The organism is Streptomyces sp. NBC_00075 (assembly GCF_045041225.1).
Taxonomy (GTDB): Bacteria; Actinomycetota; Actinomycetes; order Streptomycetales; family Streptomycetaceae; genus Streptomyces; species Streptomyces adonidis.
Genome location: NZ_CP108243.1, coordinates 1,037,480 through 1,051,361, shown reverse-complemented (window position 1 = coordinate 1,051,361; position 13,882 = coordinate 1,037,480). Strand labels below are relative to the sequence as shown.

The window sequence follows — 13,882 nt, the reverse complement described above, 5'->3', positions numbered from 1 at the left end:
TCAGAGGTCCAGCAGATCCCGGGTCCGCACCGGAAGCCCCGTCTCGAAGGAGCGGTTCGCGGCCAGGCCGGTGACCAGGGAACGGGCGCCGTCGGCCGCGTCCGCCGCCCGGTGCAGAGGGTCCTCGACCCGGGCGCCGAACACGTCCTGGAGCATGCGCGCATCGCCGCCCCCGTGCCCGCCCTCGCCGGTGGCGGTCTTGATCTCGCGCGGCTCCTCCCAGAAACGGCGCAGCGTCAGCTCCGTACGCCCGACGGTGTCGGCCACCTCCGCGCCGTGCAGCACGGGCCCGGAGCCGCTCACCGGGACCCGGGGACGGGTCCACGTCGACTCCTCCACCAGCAGTTCCAGCCGCCCCTCGCTGCCGTTGAAGGCGATCCGGTATCCCTCCCAGGGGGCGTACGCCGTCAGGTGGTACGTCAGCGTCGCACCGGACGCGTACCGCACCAGGACCGCCATGTCGTCCTCGATCGTCACACCGGGCCCGAACACGTTCTGGTCGCGGTGGTAGCCGTCCTCGGCCTCCGCGTCCAGGTACAGCGCGCTGAGCACGGGCGAGTCCTCGAGGTGTACGGCGAACGGGTCGTCCTGGGCGGCGGGGGAGCCGTGGGCGCGGGTGTAGTCCCGGGCGAGGCCGCGGCGCCGGCCGGCCTCGTCGCCGTAGAAGAACAACCCGCCCTGCGCGTACACGGTTTCGGGCTCGGTGCCGAGCCACCAGTTGACCAGGTCGAAGTGGTGCGTGGCCTTGTGCACCATCAGCCCACCGGAGTCGGCCTTCTCGCGGTGCCAGCGGCGGAAGTAGTCGGCGCCGTGGCGCAGGTCGAGGAGCCACTCGAAGTGCACCGACCCGACCTCGCCGATCTCCCCGGCCGCGAGCAGCTCCCGTACGGCCGAATGCACCGGGTTGTAGCGGTAGTTGAACGCGACCCGCACCTCGCGGCCGGTGCGTCCGACGGCGTCCAGGACGCGGCGGGCCTTGTCGGCGTCGGTCGTCATCGGCTTCTCGGTGACCACGTCGCAGCCCGCCTCCAGGGCGCGCACGATGTAGTCGTCGTGGGTGCGGTCCACGGAGGTGACCACGACGAGGTCGATCCGCTCGCGGCGCAGCATCTCGTCGAAGTCCTCGGCGGCGTACGCGGGTACGGGCTCCCGGCCCGGGTCGGCGTCCGCGAGCCAGCCGTTGTGGACCGCCATCCGGCGGGAGTTGACATCGCAGAGGCCGGCCAGCTCGAACCGGTCCGCGCGGGGACCGGCCAGTGCCTCGGTGAACAGCCGGGCCCGGGCGCCGAGACCGACCACGGCGGCGCGGCGGCGTGCGGTGTCGGACATCATGCGGGTCTCCATTCGGTGGGGCGAACGAGGAGGCGTACTCGGCTACACAGCTGCCCGCCCCGGTGGTCGGCCAGTCCACGACGGAGCTCCCGGCGGACTATATGCGTGTAGTAGCCAACCGGTAACCTGCCGGACATGACTACTGCCGCCCTTGAGCCGCTCGCCGTCCGACGCTGCAACGGTCCGCTCAACTCCCTGCACGCGGCGCACTACTTCTCGCCCGATCTGGGCCGGGAGCTGGGAACTCTCGGGATCACCCATCCCCATGCCGTCAATCTGGCCGCACGGTCGGCGGCGCTGGGGCCGGTCGGAGCCGGCGCCGTGACGGCGGCCTTCTACAACTACAAGCACGACCTCGTGTCCCGGCACGTCCCCGCGGTGTGGTCGATCGCCGCCCCCGCCGACGTCCTCGCGGCACGCGCGCGTGCCGTCGACGCGACGCTGCGCCGGCTGCTGGGCGAGGAGGCCCTGGCATCCGCGGAGATGGCGGAGGCCGCGCGACTCGCGCTGCGCGCCGCCGAGGCCTGCGGGCGCGGTGCCCGGCCGCTCTACTCGGCCCACGCCGACCTCGCCGTCCCGGACGAGCCGCACCTGGCGTTCTGGCACGCGGCGACCCTGCTGCGTGAGCACCGGGGCGACGGGCACCTGGCCGCGCTGATGTCCGCGGGTCTCGACGGCCTGGAGGCGATGGTGACCCACACCGCCACGGGCAAGGGTCTGACCCCGAAGTGGGTGATGACCACCCGTGGTTGGACCCAGGACGACTGGAACGCGGCGACGGCCCGGCTGCGGGACCGAGGACTGCTGGACGGCGCCACCGGCGAACTCACCGACCGGGGCGTCGCGCTCCGCGAGGACATCGAGCAGGCGACCGACCGTATGGACCGGGCCCCGTTCGAGCACCTGGGCCCGGAGGGCGTGGCACGCCTGACGGTCCTGGGGGCGGGGTTCGCCAAGGCCGCGGTCGTCGCGGGGGCGTTTCCGAGGGATCTGCTCGGCAAGCAGTGACGCGGCCGGTCGGAGCGGCTCGCCGGAGGTTGCGGGCCAGGACCTGATCGGCACGGGCACGAGTGCGGCGTCCAGCGCGGCGCGACCGGCCGTCCTCTCCCTGGGGAGCTGTGCGCAGGCCCGCACTCGGCTGAGCCCCGGACTGCTGTCCCCAGGTACACCCTTGACCGCCGCCTCACTGCCCCGTGGCCCGCGTAGACGGGTTCACGGATCGTCACCAGGCACTGGCCAAGGGCGCCTCAGCCGGGCGCCGGGCCCTTGTCGACGGCGGCGGGAAAGAGGCGCCGCACGGCGGCGACGACAGCGGCCCGACGGGCCGCCAGGGAGGGGTCGCGGACCCGGTCGCCGGCCGCCTCGACAAGATCGAGCTGGCTGGGCCAGGCCATGGCGATCTGGTTGACGAAGACGAGGATGTCGATGGGCTCCCAGGAGGGATCCAGCTGGCCGGCCTCCTGAGCCCGGTGGAGTTGTTCGACCTTGCGGCGGACGGTCTCCCGCATGGCGAGGTCGGCGGGGTCGCCCGCCATCTCCAGCCGGCCCCAGCTCATGAGCCGGAAGCGGTCGGGGTGGCGGATGAGGTAGTCGTGCACCCGCCCGGCGTACTCGGGCAGGTCGGTGGGGTCGAGACGGGTCGCCTCGGCCACCGCCGCCATCTCCTGCTCGGAGACGAACGCGTACAACTCCTCCTTGCTGCGGAAGTACGCGTAGAGGCGTTCCGAACTGGTCCTCGCGGCCTTGGCGATACGGGTGATCCGCGCACCGGCGATCCCGTACCGGGCGAACTCGGCCCTCGCCGCGGTGACGATGCGGTCGCGGGTCGAATCCGCGCTGGTCGAAGGGCTCATGGCTGAAGAGTACCCACCCGAAAAGGTTTGTTTGGCAACGGTGGCCGCCGAGGCGTACAGTCAAAACGAAAGTTTTGGTTTGGCGCGGAAATTGGGGAGTGGTCACGTCATGCAGCACCGCACACTCGGCAGCGAGGGTCTGACCGTCTCGGAGATCGGCTACGGCGCGATGGGCCTGACGATGGCCTACGGCCCCGGCGACGAGCAGGAGGGCGTCGCCGCCATCCGGCGCGCCCACGAGCTGGGCGTCACCTTCATCGACACCGCCGAGCTCTACGGCTGGGGCACCGGCTCCAACGAGATCCTGGTCGGCAAGGCGGTCAAGGACTTCCGCGACGAGGTGGTCCTGGCCACCAAGTTCGGCTTCGACCTGACCGACCTGTCCAAGGGCTTCGGCCTCAACAGCCGCCCCGACAACATCCGCCGGGTCGCCGACGACAGCCTGCGCCACCTCGGCGTCGACCACATCGATGTCTTCTACCAGCACCGCGTGGACCCGGACGTGCCGATCGAGGACGTCGCGGGCGCCGTGAAGGAGCTGATCGACGCGGGCAAGGTGACGTACTTCGGTCTGAGCGAGGCGGGTCCGGAGACGATCCGCAGGGCCCACGCCGTACAGCCGGTCTCCGTCCTCCAGACCGAGTACAGCCTCTTCGAGCGCGACGTCGAGCAGCTCTTCCCCGTCCTCGACGAACTCGGCATCGGCTTCGTCGCCTACTCCCCGCTGGGCCGCGGCTTCATCACCGGCACCGCCAGGCCGGCCGGCGAGTACGACGCCACCGACATGCGCAACAGCGACCCGCGCTGGCAGCCCGGCAACTTCGAGAAGAACGTCGACGCCGTCACCCGGCTCGGCGAACTGGCCGCCGCCAAGGGCATCACCGTCTCCCAACTGGCCCTGGCCTGGCTGCTCACCCGCGGCGAGCACATCGTGCCCATCCCCGGCACGCGCAGCCCGAAGCGCATCGAGGAGAACGCGGGCGCCGCGGATGTCACCCTGACCGACGCCGATCTGTCTGCGATCGACGAGATCCTGCCCCACGGCGGCTTCGGCGCCCGCTACGCCGAGGAGCACGTGCCCACCTGGATCTGACGCCCTCCCGGGCCGCAGTGGTGCGTATCACGGAGGTGGACGGCAGTCGTTGCGTAGGCTGGTCGCACTCGACTCGCGAGTCCTCGCCAAGGTGAGGAAACAGCCCTTGACCTGCATAGACGCAGGCAGGGAGCCTAGCTTTCGGGAGTATCTCCATGCTGCGCACCATGTTCCGGTCCAAGATCCACCGAGCCACCGTCACCCAGGCCGACCTGCACTACGTCGGCTCCGTGACCATCGACGCCGACCTCCTCGACGCCGCCGACCTGCTGCCCGGCGAACTCGTGCACATCGTCGACATCACCAACGGCGCCCGGCTGGAGACGTACGTCATCGAGGGCGAACGGGGGTCGGGTGTCGTCGGGATCAACGGGGCGGCGGCCCACCTCGTCCATCCCGGAGATCTGGTGATCATCATCGGATACGCTCAGGTGACCGACGCCGAGGCGCGGGCGCTGCGGCCGAAGGTGGTCCATGTGGACCACCGCAACCGCGTCGTGGCGCTGGGCGCCGACCCGGCCGAGCCGGTGCCGGGCTCGGACCAGGAACGCAGCCCGCAGGCGGCCACGGCCTGACGATCCGGCGTATCGGCGTATCGGTGAACCTTCGAGGGGAGTGTCCATGAGCAGCGACATCGAGATCCGTGACGACCGGACGGCGGGCCGCCTGGAGGCGGTGGCGGCGGGTGAAGTCGTGGGTCACATCGAGTACTTCGTCCTGGCCGCACGTGGACGCGCGCTGGTCCCGGTCCACACGATCGTCGAGCCGGCGCACGAGGGAAAGGGCATCGCGGGCTCGCTGGCCCGCGAGCTGTACGTCATGGCCGCCCGCGAGGGCATCGTCGTGGCCCCCCTCTGCCCGTACGTCGTGAAGTGGGCCGAGCGTCACCCTGCCGAGGCCCCGGCGGCGGACCCCGGGCTCATCCAGGCCGCCAAGGAGTGGCTCGTGGCGCACCCCGACCGCTTCTGACGTCCGACAAGGGGACTCGCCTCACCATGCTCGCCCTGCTGCACACCTCACCCGTGCACGTCCCGGTGTTCGACGCCCTGCGTGACGAGGACCACCAGGGCCTGGAACTCACCCACGTCGTCCACGAGGACCTGCTGACCAGGGCCCGGGCGGCAGGCCCCGAGTCCGTGGCGGACGACGTACGGTCGGTCCTGGAACAGGCGGTCGCCGACGGTGCCGTGGCCGTCCTCTGCACCTGCTCCTCCATCGGCGGTGTCGCGGAGGAGGCCGCCGACGAGGTCGGGGTGCCCGTGCTGCGCGTCGACCGTCCGATGGCCGCCGCCGCGGTGGCCATCGGCCCGAGGGTGGTCGTCGTCGCGACCTCGGAGAGCACGTTCGGGCCGACGGTCACCCTCGTCGAGGAGGAGGCGCGCCGCGCCGGGCTCCCCACCGAGGTACGGACACTGTTCGTCGACGGCGCCTGGACCCTCTTCCAGGCGGGCGACACGGAGTCCTACGTCCGGACGGTGGCCGACGCGCTGGACTCGATCCCGGGCGACAGTGCCGACGCGATCATCCTCGCCCAGGCCTCCATGACCCCGGCCCAGCCGCTGACGACGACGCCGGTGCCGGTGCTGTCCAGCCCCCGCCTGGGCCTGGCGGCGGCCGTGACCCGTCTGGAGTGAGTGAGGGCGCGTCGGTCGGGTACGCGGGGAAGGAGTCCAGAGCCGAAGCACCGACTGGCTGGAGGACCCCGTGACCCACCCGGACCCGCACCCCGTACCACCGAGCCCCACTCCGGGCCCCTTCCCGGACCCCGCCCCACCCCCGACACCCCCGGACCCGGTCCCACAACCCCCGGGCCCCGAACCAACCCCCGCCCCAGAACCGGGCCCACCACTGTCCTGAACGTGGGCAGGCCCCAAAACACCGGGTGCGCAACCGCGCCCCTGAAGGGGCGCGGGGAACTGCGCGACAAGCCCCCACCGGGCGGGCAGCCAAAAAACCACCCACCCCGCGGAGCGACGACCCTCAGCCGGTCACCTCGGACCGGTCCCCGCCCCACAGCGTGTGGAACGCCCCTTCCCGGTCCGTCCGCCGGTAGGTGTGCGCGCCGAAGAAGTCCCGCTGCCCCTGCGTAAGCGCCGCAGGCAACCGCTCCGCACGCAGCGCGTCGTAGTACGCGAGGGCGGCAGCGAACCCCGGCGTCGGCACACCCTGCCGCGTCGCCGCGACCAGCACCTCGCGCCAGTCGTCCTGCGCCCCCGCGATCTCCCGCGCGAACGTCTCGTCGGACAGCAGGCTCGGCAGATCCGCCCGCGTGTCGTACGCGGCGCGGATCCGGTCCAGGAACGCCGCCCGGATGATGCAGCCGCCACGCCAGAGCGCGGACACCGCACCGAGGTCGATGTTCCAGTCGTACTCGGCGCCGCCCGCCGCGATCTCGTGGAAGCCCTGCGTGTACGACACGATCTTCGACGCGTACAGCGCCTGCTCGACACGGTCGGCGAAGGCCGCCGCCTCCGACTCGCTCAGCGGGGTCGCCTTCGGGCCCGCCAGGTCGCGCGAGGCCTCGCGCAGCGCCGCGTGGCCGGACAGCGAGCGGGCGAACACCGCCTCGGCGATGCCCGACACCGGCACGCCCAGGTCGAGGGCGATCTGCACGGTCCAGCGGCCGGTGCCCTTCTGCTCGGCCTGGTCCACCACGACGTCCACGAACGGTTTGCCCGTCGCCGCGTCCACGTGCGACAGCACCTCGGCGGTGATCTCGATCAGGTAGGAGTCGAGACGGCCCGTGTTCCAGGTGCGGAAGATGTCGGCGATCTGCGCGGGGGAGTACCCGGCGACATCGCGCAGCAGCTGGTACGCCTCGCCGATCAGCTGCATGTCGGCGTACTCGATGCCGTTGTGGACCATCTTCACGAAGTGGCCGGCGCCGTCCGGACCCACGTGCGACACACAGGGGGTGCCGTCCGCCGCCTTCGCGGAGATCTTCTCCAGCATCGGGCCGAGGGAGTCGTACGACTCGACCGGGCCGCCCGGCATGATGCTCGGGCCGAGCAGCGCGCCCTCCTCGCCGCCCGAGACGCCCATGCCGACGAAGTGGATGCCCTGCTCACGCAGCTCGCGCTCACGGCGCCGGGTGTCCGCGAAGTGCGCGTTGCCGCCGTCGATGATCATGTCGCCGGGCTCCAGGAGCGGGGCGAACTCCTGGATCACGGCGTCGGTCGGCTCACCGGCCTTCACCATGACGACCAGGCGGCGCGGCCTCTCCAGCGCGGCCACGAACTCCTTGGCGGTGTCGGCCGCGATGAAGTCGCCCTCGGTCCCGAACTCCTCGACCAGAGCGTGCGTACGCGCCGCCGTCCGGTTGTGCAGCGCGACCGTGTAGCCGTTGCGCGCGAAGTTGCGGGCGAGGTTGCGGCCCATCACCGCGAGTCCCGTGACGCCGATCTGGGCTGAGTTGCTCATGCGGATGGCTCCTAGTGGGTCCTGGAAAACGGTGGTGCCGGTGGGTCCTGGAAGCGATGGTGCCGTTTGTGCCGTGCTCGCCAGTATTGCCCTTCGGGCCATCCTGACGTGCCGGTAGGCCGACCGCACATCCGGGTCCACCGTTCCTGCGTACGCAGATACGCACCAGAACCCCCTCCTGCCTCAGCGTTTACGCAACAGACCCGTATTCCCGGCCACTTCGGTGTCTCATCAGGCGTACTTCGGCCGTACGGAGGCTGATTTGCCGTCTTGTCATGGCCTGTTCGCAGCGCTTACTTTTGCGGCTCCTGGTATTGGGTGAGGGTGAGGGGGGCTCTTCCATGGCCGTACGCGGCAAGCACCGCCGGTACCAGCCGAACCGGATCAACCGGGCCTCTCTCACCGTCACCGCGGGCAGCGCCGGTATCGCGCTGCCGTTCGTCGGTGCCGGAGCGGCGGACGCGGCGGACGTGAGTACCTGGAACAAGGTCGCGGCCTGCGAGTCCACCAACGACTGGAACATCAACACCGGCAACGGGTACTACGGCGGACTCCAGTTCAGCCAGTCCACCTGGGAGGCGTACGGCGGCACGGTCTACGCGGGACGCGCGGATCTGGCCACCAAGGACCAGCAGATAGCCGTGGCCGAGAAGGTGCTCAAGGGGCAGGGCCCCGGCGCCTGGCCCGTCTGCTCGGTCCGCGCGGGCCTCACCCGCGGCGGCGACACCCCCGACATCAACCCCTCGGGCACCTCGGAACGGAAGTCCCAGCCCAAGACCCAGCGGACCGTCCGCGACGTCAAGCCGCAGACCACGCCCCAGTCCCAGGCGGGCACCGCCCAGATGTACACCGTCGTGCACGGCGACACGCTCTCCGGCATCGCCGACGAACGCGACGTCCGGGGCGGCTGGCAGCGCCTCTACGCCGCCAACCGCACGACGGTCGGCGCCGATCCGGACCTGATCGTCCCCGGCCAGCGGCTGAACCTCCGTACGAAGACCGCGCCCGCAGCACCCGCCACCGCCGAGCCCGCGCGCAAGGCCAAGCCCAAGACGGAGCAGGCCCCTTCGCGCGCCGTCGAGAAGGTCGCCGCGACCAGGGCCCCCGCGACCACCACCACGCTCAGCGCGCCCGTGAGCGCCGCGACCGGGACGCCGTACCACAAGGCGGGTTCCTCCTGGTCGAAGGGCTACCACACGGGCGTCGACTTCCCGGTGCCCACCGGCACCTCGGTGAAGTCGGTCGGGGCGGGCGAGGTCGTCGACGCGGGCTGGGGCGGATCGTTCGGGTACCAGGTGGTGATCCGGCACGCCGACGGCCGCTACTCGCAGTACGCCCATCTGTCGGCGATCTCCGTGAAGGCGGGCCAGTCCGTGTCGGCCGGGCAGCGCATCGGGCGCTCCGGCTCCACGGGCAACAGCACGGGCCCGCATCTGCACTTCGAGGTGCGGACGGGGCCCGGCTTCGGTACCGACATCGACCCGGTGGCCTATCTCCGGGCCGGCGGCGTCAGGATTTGACCCGCGTGCGGTGCCGGTCGAGGGCGGGGATCGGGATCGCTACGTACGGGACGCCGTAGAAGGGCCCGAAGTGGACGGGCGGGCCCTCGACGGGCACCTCCTGCTCGGGCGCCGGCACCGCCGCGTTGGCCGCCACCAGATCGTCCTCGTGGGCGGGTGCGTCGGGCTGCGGGGGAAGTCCCGCGAGCGCCGACAGGACCTCGGCCGGGACCGGCCCGGGAGCCGTCTCGCCGCTCACTTCCGCCGTTTCCTCGTCGTGCCCGGCTTCTGTCCGCTCCGGGGCCGAGTGCGCTGAAACAGGGGGAACAGGGGATGCAGGGTCAGGAAACACAGGCAGCTCGTCGGTGTGGGTGCTGTGCTGTAGCCGTTCCGTGGTGAGCAGGATCAGGCCGCCGGCGGCGACCACACCGCAGCTCAGCGCGAGGATGGTGCCCGTGGTGCCGTACCGGAAGGTCTCGCCGAACATCGTGATGCCGACCGCGGCCGCCACCACCGGGTTCACGACCGTCAGCGTCGCGAGCGGGGCCGCGAGGCCGCCGCCCCGGTAGGCAGCCTGCGAGAGCAGCAGACCGGAGACACCGAGCACGGCGATCAGGGCCAGCGTGGGCAGATCCGCGGCCGTGATGCCGCCGGACCAGTCCACGGCGACCACCTTCGTGAACACCGACGACATACCGAAGGCGATACCGGACGCGATCGCGAGCAGCGTGCTGCGCACCGCCGGGTGCCGGTGTGCCGCGCGGCCCGCCACCATCAGCGTCACCACCGCGGAGCCGGTGACCACGGCCAGCAGCACCCGCTCGGTCGTGCCCAGGGACTGCGCGTCGGACGCGCCGACCAGGGACAGCAGACCCGCGAGTCCGAGCGTCGCCATGATCGCGCCCCGCCAGGCGGTCGCCCCGGCCTTGCGCCGCACGAACAGGGCCGCCATCGGCAGCGCGAACACGATCGTCAGGGCGCCCATGGGCTGGACGACGCTCAGCGGCCCGTAGGCCAGCGCCACCACGTGCAGCACGCCGCCGAAGCCGTTCAGCGCCACGGCGGCCCACCAGACCGGCCTGCGCATCGGCGCGTAGGACCGGCCGTGTTCGGAATCAGCGACACGTTCCTGCACGATCGCTCCGCCCGCGTAGGCGACAGCGGAGACGAGCGACAGCAGGATGGACAACGCGAGGGCGCTCATGAGCAACTCCTCTGCGTGCGGCGCTGGCCCGGGGCCCGGCGCGGCGAACGGTCGGCTTCCATAGTGACTACGATCCCCCCTCGCGCGCGCCCCGTCGTCGTACCAGAGCATCCATTGGGTCCTACTGCCGATGGAGTACGTGGCGCCCAACGTCCTCCCCAGGGTGGGTGACGCGGAGGTGAAGCCGCTGCGCACGACTACGGCTCTCCTTGGTACTACTGCTCCCCGTGGACCTCGACCCGGATCTCACGGCCCTCCGACCGCTCGGCGGCTTCTTCGTACTACGCACGGCCGGAGCACCCGCCGCACGACCCCCGACGCTCGCGCAGGCCTACGCACATCGCGGCGAGGACGTTTACGCGGATTCCATAACTTTCCGTGTCCAAACGGTTGCGGACCGTCTCCATACCCCTGAGCTGCGGGTTTCCGCGTCCATCGCCCAACAGGCGCTCGCGGCCAGACTGTGGTCCGTCGCGCTGGGCTGCGCGGTCCTGTACGGCGGCGTCCCCGACCTCGACCCCCGCCGCCTCCTCTGGGACGCCGCCGCGAGCGCCCCCGACGACCTGTGGCTGACGGAGGTACGCCCCCGGCCCGCCGACGCGGCGACGGTCGCGGACATCGTCGTACGAGGGCACCTGGAACCCCTCACGGCCGCCCTGCGCGCCCGGTACGGCGTCGCCGAGGGCCTGCTGTGGGGCAACGCGGGCTCCGCGCTGGCCGGCGCGGCCCGCGAACTCGACCGCTGGGCCCGCGGGACGGCACCGGAGGCCGCCGCACACGCCCGCACCCTCGCCGCCGAACTGTTCACCCACCCCCGCCTCGCCCCGACCGGCACCCTCACCGGCACTGCCTTCCGACGCCGCAGCTGCTGCCTCTACTACCGGGTGCCCGGCGGCGGGATCTGCGGAGACTGCTGCTTCACCAGGCCCCCACGGTCTTCCCCGGGAGACGCATCTGGGTGACCATGTGGGAACCAACCGCCGAGACAGGGAGTTTTGGGTGCGTGTGGGCCTGCTGACCCGGGAGTACCCGCCGGATGTGTACGGCGGTGCGGGTGTCCATGTCGAGTTCCTGGCCCGGGAGTTGGGCGCCCTCACCGACCTGGAGGTGCACTGCTGGGGCGAGGGCCGAGGCGTCGGCGTCATCCGCCACCGGTCCTGGCCGTCGCTCGACACCGCCAACGACGCCCTGCGCACCTTCTCCACGGACCTGTCCATCGCCGCCGCCCTCGAAGGCCGCGAACTCGTCCACTCCCACACCTGGTACGCCAACCTGGCCGGCCACTTCGCCAAGCTCCTGTACGGCATTCCGCACGTGATGACCGCCCACTCCCTGGAGCCCCTGCGCCCCTGGAAGGCCGAGCAACTCGGCGGCGGATACGCCCTGTCGAGCTGGGCCGAACGCACCGCCGTCGAGGCCGCCGACGCCGTGATCGCCGTGTCCGGGGCCATGCGCGAGGACATCCTCGCCTGCTACCCGGCCCTCGACCCGGCCACCGTCCATGTCGTGCACAACGGCATCGACACCACCCTCTACCGCCCCGACCACGGCACCGACGCCCTCACCCGCATCGGTGTCGACCCCGACCGCCCGTACGTCCTGTTCGTCGGCCGCATCACCCGGCAGAAGGGCGTCCCCCATCTGCTGCGCGCGGTACGGGACATCGACCCGGCGGCCCAGGTCGTGCTGTGCGCGGGTGCCCCCGACACCCCGGAGATCGACCGGGAGTTCCGCGAACTCTTCCAGGAGCTGAGCGCCGTACGCGAGGGCGTGTTCTGGATCCCGCAGATGCTGCCGCGCCCGGACGTCATCCAACTCCTCACGCACGCCGCCGTGTTCGTCTGTCCTTCGGTGTACGAGCCACTGGGCATCGTCAACCTGGAGGCGATGGCCTGCGGAACTCCCGTCGTTGCCTCGCGGGTCGGGGGCATCCCCGAGGTGGTCGACGACGGGAAGACCGGCGTGCTCGTGTCCCTGGACGAGGACCCGGGGGCCTTCGAGGCGGACCTCGCGCGGGCCCTGGACTCCGTGCTCGGTGATCCGGAGGGCGCCCGGCGCATGGGGGAGGCCGGACGGGAGCGTGCGGTGGGCGAGTTCGGCTGGGACGCGGTGGCCCGGCGGACCGTGCGGCTCTACGAGGAGATCCTCAAAAAAGGTCAACAGGCTTAGCGGGACCGGCGTACGGGCAAGCAACCTGCACAACCACGGTGAGGGGAGCGGCGATGCGTCGTGGTGGACCTTCTGTGCTCGGGATCGTACTGGCGGGCGGAGAGGGCAAACGCCTGATGCCCCTGACCGCGGACCGCGCGAAACCGGCGGTCACCTTTGGCGGAACGTATCGCCTGGTCGACTTCGTCCTGTCCAACCTCGTCAACGGTGACATCATGCGCATCTGCGTGCTCACGCAGTACAAGTCGCACTCGCTGGACCGCCACATCACCACCACCTGGCGGATGTCCAGCCTGCTCGGCAACTACGTCACGCCGGTCCCCGCCCAGCAGCGCCTCGGCCCGCGCTGGTACCTGGGCAGTGCCGACGCGATCCTCCAGTCCCTGAACCTCGTGCACGACGAACAGCCCGACTACGTCGCCGTGTTCGGCGCCGACCACGTGTACCGCATGGACCCCCGCCAGATGATCAACCAGCACATCGACAGCGGCGCCGGGGTCACGGTCGCGGGCATCCGGGTGCCGCGCACCGAGTCGTCGTCCTTCGGTGTGATCAGCCCCGGCACCGACAACCAGACCGTGCAGGGCTTCCTGGAGAAGCCCGCCGACCCGCCCGGACTGGCCGACGACCCCGAGTCGGTGTTCGCCTCGATGGGCAACTACATCTTCACCACCAAGGCCCTGATAGAGGCACTCCAGCGGGACGCCGAGGACGGCGACTCCGTGCACGACATGGGCGGTTCGATACTGCCCGCGCTCACCGAGCGGGGCGAGGCCCAGCTGTACGACTTCAGCGAGAACCACGTCCCCGGCGAGACGACACGCGACCAGGGCTACTGGCGGGACGTCGGCACGCTCGACGCGTACTACGACGCCCATATGGACCTCATCGCCGAGCGTCCCGCCTTCAACCTCTACAACCGCAGCTGGCCGGTCTACACCCACTCCGGCCAGCTGTCGCCCGCCCGCTTCAACTCCGGCGGCATCGCCAGTGAGTCGATCATCAGCGCGGGGTGCCTGATACGCGGGCAGGTGACGCGGTCGGTGCTCTCGCCCGGGGTGCGTGTCGATCCGGGCGCGGTGGTGCAGGGGTCGATCCTGCACGACAACGTGCGCATCGGGCGGGGCGCGATCGTGCGCGGGGCCGTCCTGGACAAGAACGTCGAGGTCCCGCCGGGCGCGACGATCGGCGTCAACCCGGAGCGCGACTCCGACCTGTACACCGTCTCCAAGGGCGGAGTGATCGCCCTCGGGAAGGGCCAGCACGTGTCGTAGGCGGTACGCCCACGCCCCGACGGCCCCGGTGAGTCCGT

13 protein-coding genes are annotated in these 13,882 nt (G+C 71.3%); 9 read left to right on the top strand and 4 right to left on the bottom strand.

Annotation, left to right across the window (positions count from 1 at the left end; all coding sequences use genetic code 11):
* Nucleotides 1-1,329, bottom strand: coding sequence for a Gfo/Idh/MocA family protein (locus OG787_RS04725; protein WP_405540413.1), 1,329 nt, complete (start codon nucleotides 1,327-1,329; stop codon nucleotides 1-3).
* Between the two features lie 138 nt (nucleotides 1,330-1,467).
* On the opposite strand from OG787_RS04725, the gene OG787_RS04720 reads away from it, so the two are divergent.
* A complete protein-coding gene (locus tag OG787_RS04720; protein ID WP_369032158.1) occupies nucleotides 1,468-2,340 on the top strand; it encodes an SCO6745 family protein in 873 nt (290 codons plus the stop codon).
* Between the two features lie 239 nt (nucleotides 2,341-2,579).
* Here the strand turns inward: OG787_RS04720 and OG787_RS04715 are convergent, their stop codons facing one another.
* Nucleotides 2,580-3,185: a TetR family transcriptional regulator gene (locus OG787_RS04715; RefSeq protein WP_369032159.1), complete on the bottom strand. Its 606-nt coding sequence runs from the start codon at nucleotides 3,183-3,185 to the stop codon at nucleotides 2,580-2,582.
* 109 nt (nucleotides 3,186-3,294) lie between these two features.
* Between OG787_RS04715 and OG787_RS04710 the strand changes: the two genes are divergently transcribed.
* From OG787_RS04710 to OG787_RS04695, 4 genes are all read left to right on the top strand, one after another.
* Complete coding sequence (locus tag OG787_RS04710; protein WP_369032160.1) at nucleotides 3,295-4,278, top strand: aldo/keto reductase; 984 nt, start codon at nucleotides 3,295-3,297, stop codon at nucleotides 4,276-4,278.
* 155 nt (nucleotides 4,279-4,433) lie between these two features.
* Complete coding sequence (panD, locus tag OG787_RS04705) at nucleotides 4,434-4,853, top strand: aspartate 1-decarboxylase (RefSeq protein WP_405534370.1); 420 nt, start codon at nucleotides 4,434-4,436, stop codon at nucleotides 4,851-4,853.
* 46 nt (nucleotides 4,854-4,899) lie between these two features.
* Nucleotides 4,900-5,247, top strand: coding sequence for a GNAT family N-acetyltransferase (locus OG787_RS04700; protein ID WP_369032162.1), 348 nt, complete (start codon nucleotides 4,900-4,902; stop codon nucleotides 5,245-5,247).
* A 26-nt stretch (nucleotides 5,248-5,273) separates the two neighbouring features.
* Complete coding sequence (locus OG787_RS04695) at nucleotides 5,274-5,912, top strand: aspartate/glutamate racemase family protein (RefSeq protein ID WP_369032163.1); 639 nt, start codon at nucleotides 5,274-5,276, stop codon at nucleotides 5,910-5,912.
* Between the two features lie 346 nt (nucleotides 5,913-6,258).
* Here OG787_RS04695 and gndA read toward each other — a convergent pair whose 3' ends face one another.
* Nucleotides 6,259-7,698 (bottom strand): NADP-dependent phosphogluconate dehydrogenase, encoded by a 1,440-nt coding sequence (gene gndA, locus OG787_RS04690; RefSeq protein ID WP_369032164.1) that lies wholly within the window; start codon nucleotides 7,696-7,698, stop codon nucleotides 6,259-6,261.
* Between the two features lie 341 nt (nucleotides 7,699-8,039).
* On the opposite strand from gndA, the gene OG787_RS04685 reads away from it, so the two are divergent.
* On the top strand, nucleotides 8,040-9,218 hold the full coding sequence (locus tag OG787_RS04685; RefSeq protein ID WP_405534369.1) for a transglycosylase family protein: 1,179 nt from the start codon (nucleotides 8,040-8,042) through the stop codon (nucleotides 9,216-9,218).
* Here OG787_RS04685 and OG787_RS04680 read toward each other — a convergent pair.
* Entirely contained in the window at nucleotides 9,208-10,401 is a 1,194-nt protein-coding gene (locus OG787_RS04680; protein WP_405534368.1) for a DMT family transporter, read from the bottom strand. The genes OG787_RS04685 and OG787_RS04680 overlap by 11 nt on opposite strands.
* A gap of 227 nt (nucleotides 10,402-10,628) precedes the next feature.
* On the opposite strand from OG787_RS04680, the gene OG787_RS04675 reads away from it, so the two are divergent.
* The 3 genes from OG787_RS04675 to glgC are packed head-to-tail and all read left to right on the top strand — an operon-like array spanning nucleotide 10,629 to nucleotide 13,844.
* Nucleotides 10,629-11,363 (top strand): IucA/IucC family C-terminal-domain containing protein, encoded by a 735-nt coding sequence (locus tag OG787_RS04675; RefSeq protein ID WP_405534367.1) that lies wholly within the window; start codon nucleotides 10,629-10,631, stop codon nucleotides 11,361-11,363.
* A 37-nt stretch (nucleotides 11,364-11,400) separates the two neighbouring features.
* Nucleotides 11,401-12,570 (top strand): glycogen synthase, encoded by a 1,170-nt coding sequence (glgA, locus tag OG787_RS04670; RefSeq protein ID WP_405534366.1) that lies wholly within the window; start codon nucleotides 11,401-11,403, stop codon nucleotides 12,568-12,570.
* A 53-nt stretch (nucleotides 12,571-12,623) separates the two neighbouring features.
* On the top strand, nucleotides 12,624-13,844 hold the full coding sequence (glgC, locus tag OG787_RS04665) for a glucose-1-phosphate adenylyltransferase (protein ID WP_405534365.1): 1,221 nt from the start codon (nucleotides 12,624-12,626) through the stop codon (nucleotides 13,842-13,844).
* Nucleotides 13,845-13,882 lie beyond the last annotated feature (38 nt).